The organism is Streptomyces sp. NPDC006879 (assembly GCF_042869595.1).
In the GTDB taxonomy this organism is placed as follows: Bacteria; Actinomycetota; Actinomycetes; order Streptomycetales; family Streptomycetaceae; genus Streptomyces.
Window position 1 is genome coordinate 1 of sequence record NZ_JBIAGC010000094.1, and the last position, 3,538, is coordinate 3,538.

The 3,538-nt window shown below is 60.3% G+C and carries 3 protein-coding genes and 1 pseudogene; all 4 read left to right on the forward strand.

What is annotated here, in order from left to right; translation table 11 throughout:
* Window positions 1–199 (forward strand): annotated as a pseudogene (locus ACFYMC_RS29610) (hypothetical protein); the annotation flags it as partial.
* A 47-nt stretch (window positions 200–246) separates the two neighbouring features.
* Window positions 247–747: a hypothetical protein gene (locus ACFYMC_RS29615; protein WP_388531200.1), complete on the forward strand. Its 501-nt coding sequence runs from the start codon at window positions 247–249 to the stop codon at window positions 745–747.
* Window positions 748–1,138: 391 nt separating this feature from the next.
* A complete protein-coding gene (locus ACFYMC_RS29620) occupies window positions 1,139–1,543 on the forward strand; it encodes an ATP-binding protein (RefSeq protein WP_388531202.1) in 405 nt (134 codons plus the stop codon).
* Between the two features lie 785 nt (window positions 1,544–2,328).
* Window positions 2,329–2,667: a response regulator transcription factor gene (locus tag ACFYMC_RS29625; RefSeq protein WP_388531205.1), complete on the forward strand. Its 339-nt coding sequence runs from the start codon at window positions 2,329–2,331 to the stop codon at window positions 2,665–2,667.
* Window positions 2,668–3,538 lie beyond the last annotated feature (871 nt).

A 3,538-nucleotide genomic window follows, 5' to 3' on the forward strand; every position in this document is an offset into this window, starting at 1 on the left:
TTCCTCGGCACGGTTCACAACCTCAACAAGCTCTTCACCCACAAGCCCCGAAGACACACTTGACCGTCGAGGGCGGGGAGTTGTGCGACAGCCTCACGCCTGTCCTGCCAGAGCACCGAAACCCACCAGTCCCGGACCCGGACGGCCATCCGGACGAAAGAACACCCGTCCCACCCCACGCCACGACGTCCATGTCGTCGTGCCCTAGCTGCGCACCACGCCTCCACACGCCGCTGCCCCTCCCACATGAGCCAGAAAGACGACCGCATCCGCACCCTGCCCTGGCAGGAGATCGCACTCGACCACTACGAGCGCACCCGGGCCCACCACCGCATGGAGATCCGCCGTCTCAAGACCGCTACGTTCGCCCACCTCGACTACCCCGACACCCGCCAGGCCCTCCAAGTGGTGCGCCGGCACCGCGACCTCGGCTCGGGGAAGCTCACCATCGAACGCGTCTACCTGATCACCAGCCTGCCGCCGGGCGCGGCCACGGGCGCGCAACTCGCCTCATGGATCAAAGGCCACTGGGGCATCGAGAATCTCCTCCACCACGTCCGTGATCGGACCTTCCGTGAGGACGACTCCAAGGTCCGCACCGCCCAGCTGCCCCGCACGATGGCCAGTCTCCGAAACCTCGCCATCGGCCTCCACCGGCAAGACGGCCGCACCAACATCGCCGCCGCCCTCCGCCGCGCGGCCCGCGACTACCGCCGCCCCCTGACCCTCCTCGGCCTCACCGGATGAACCCAGACAAGATCACTTCACGCAAAGACCCTGGACCTGCGGACTCACGCGATCACCAGGACTTTGAAACGGGCCTGATCATGGACACCTGACCGAAAACGCGAATTGAGTTTCAGCTTGCCTACTAGAGAAGGCAGGGGTGGGTGGTGGCGACCACTTCGAAGTGCCGCCGATATTTTTCCGAGCCGCGCCACTACCCGAACGCCGGTACCTGGGCGCGGGCCTGAATGGCATATGAAGTCCCGAGTCGAGATCAGTCGACCCATGCTTTTGCATGGAGATATACACAGAAGGGGCTTCCGTAAACGATAGAGAGGGATCTCTGTTGCCAACGACTTCGATCTCGGTTAATTCACCCGCCTCGGAACCGTCGATGCGGTACGAGCTTTGCTTGAAAAACAGCAAGGTGCCTGCATGGGTAGCCCGCAACGCGGTGCGCAATCTTCTTGGTTCGACCTCTTCCGATCGACTCTTTGACATGATGCTAGTTGTCAGTGAACTAGTCGCAAACGCAGTTAAACATACACCAGGTCCTCTAGGATTGATCATTGAGGACAGCCAACTAGAAACGCTACTGGCCGTGCATGATCCTTTAGTCGATCTCGGCGCAGTGCACGTCCGGACTCCGGGCGGGAAACAAGAAGGTGGCCGCGGGCTATTGCTGGTAGATGAACTTGCAACAAGCTGGACTATACAGGCTACCAGGAATGGAAAACTTGTGGCAGCTCATTTTTCCCACCCACTGGGTGCCCTCAACGTCAACTCTGCGCCTCCGATCCAGCATGAGATCTTGTGAAACGACCGTCATCGTGCCTTCTTGAGCCGCCTCCAGCAGATATACCTGCAAGCGAGGGAGGTGGAGGCGTCGTGGAGTTTGGTGCACCGTTCCCAGCAGACTGTGAGGTATTTGAAGTAGTAGAGCAGGGCGAAGGGTTGCTCGACAATGTAGCGGATCTTTCCCAGGCCTCGATATTCTGGGCGCCTATGCGGCAGATCGCTCCTGATGAGAAACTCTTGCGACTCTCCTCCCGAGATGCGCCACCGCAGGTCAGGTTCTTCCATGATGGGAGTCGAAGAGCTTCTCATCAGTAGCGCGATCTGGCATTTCCGTAGTTCGCGGCGGTTCGGGTCGGAGTGCCGCCACGAGAAGGAGAAAATCTCACCCACGACCAAATGTGCACGAGATATCGTGCAGCATCAGGGATGCTAGTATTCCTCATTTACGCTCTGCATTGTGTTTTTTCAGGGGGTGTGGTCGATTCTTTGAATACATCAGAGTCAGATCGCGAATCGGCAGCCGCCGGAAAATTCGACTGCTGTCCGTACTCTTGCTTCCGGGCGCCGGCTCCGATGGCATTCTTTGACCTATCTAAACAGGTCACTGATGCGAACCTGGAAATGTGTAGAATGCTGAGATTATCTAGCGATGAACTGCGCGGCTCTGACGTCGACTCGCTGTTCGCCCCGCTGAATAGAGTTCGGCATGACAACTGCTGGAAAGCCCTCTGCGCAGGTTTACGTGACTACTTTTACGATCACGTGTTGATGTCTTCGCGCGAAAAGGGGTTGATTCCGGGCGTTATGCGAATATGGGTGGAGCGGAAACCTCGAAAGCGTGGGGCATGTATATTCTATCCCTGGAGGCGGCGAGATGGAGGTTATTTGCAGGTGCCGAAAAGTTTCGGCTTAACGCGAATCCAGGCTCAGGTTCTTGAGGCGGTAGCTGCCGGGTTGAGCAACAAGCAAATCAGCTTCCAGTTGCACGTAAGTAGACAAGGCCTCGACTACCACCTGTCTGTGCTCCGTAAGAGACTGGCTGCTCCCAATCGATGTGCTTTGATAGCGCGGGCTTACGAACTCGGTGTCTTCCCTCCAGGCGTATGGCCACCTGAGGTGCACAGTTCCCTCGTCGGAGGGTGACTGGTACTACAGCCGGAGATCTTGTGACCGCGCCCCGGGGTTGTCGTTGACCGGGCATGATGAGGGATGTGACGGCTGAGCTGATAGCCGAGTGGCGTGACGAACTGGTCAAGCTGACGGGCTCGTTGAGGTCCTTATTCAACCGGCCTGAGCCGCGGGTGGTGTTTGCGCAATTCATCCTGCACCACCTACGGGCCTGGGCCCGGCACCAGCCGATCCCGCCGATCACTGACCCTCAAGATCTCCGGCTGTAGTACTCGGCACCCGGAATCCCCTGAACGAGACCAGAGAGAAGTCGGTCTCCAAACTCCTCCTCAGCGGAGAGGAAGAGCCGGAACGCCCTGCAGCCAGGGTCCCGGCCGTCGCCGGATTCGTCGAGCAGAGCCTTGCCGAGGTCGCCGCCGGCACAGCCCGGCGGGCCCACTCTCTTCTTCGCACCCTGACCGAGGGCGTCCCCTCAGCTACGGCACGGCGGACAGGCCTCGTCGCGGAGGCCGAGCCGGGGGGGCACCTGCTTCGGGACGGCTCCCCCGCATTCCGCTGCATCAGCAGCTCAGAGAGCTCCAGGAGGCTACGGGCATGACCAAGGCGGAACTGGCCCAGGCCGTCCGCGACTGGGGCCTCGGCGACTGAGCTGGCACGCTGGCTTCAGCGTTGCTGACCGGGTTCAGGGAGAAAACCGATCTGGCGGTCGACCAACCGGCCTCCTGCCGTCGGGAGTCGGCTTCGGCAAGGGCCGAACCGTCGCCCAGCCACCATCGTGCGGCGCGAGGCCGCCTAGACGAGTCATTCCGAATGCTGACGGTGCGTTTGGGAACGCAGACAGGGCGTCCAAGATCGATCTGTGACGAATGACCTGGACGCCCTGCTC

Excerpts from the sequence above, each read along its gene's own strand:
- ACFYMC_RS29625 (WP_388531205.1), top strand. The coding sequence starts at position 2,329 with ATGCGAATATGGGTGGAGCGGAAACCTCGAAAGCGTGGGGCATGTATA.
- ACFYMC_RS29615 (WP_388531200.1), top strand. The coding sequence starts at position 247 with ATGAGCCAGAAAGACGACCGCATCCGCACCCTGCCCTGGCAGGAGATC.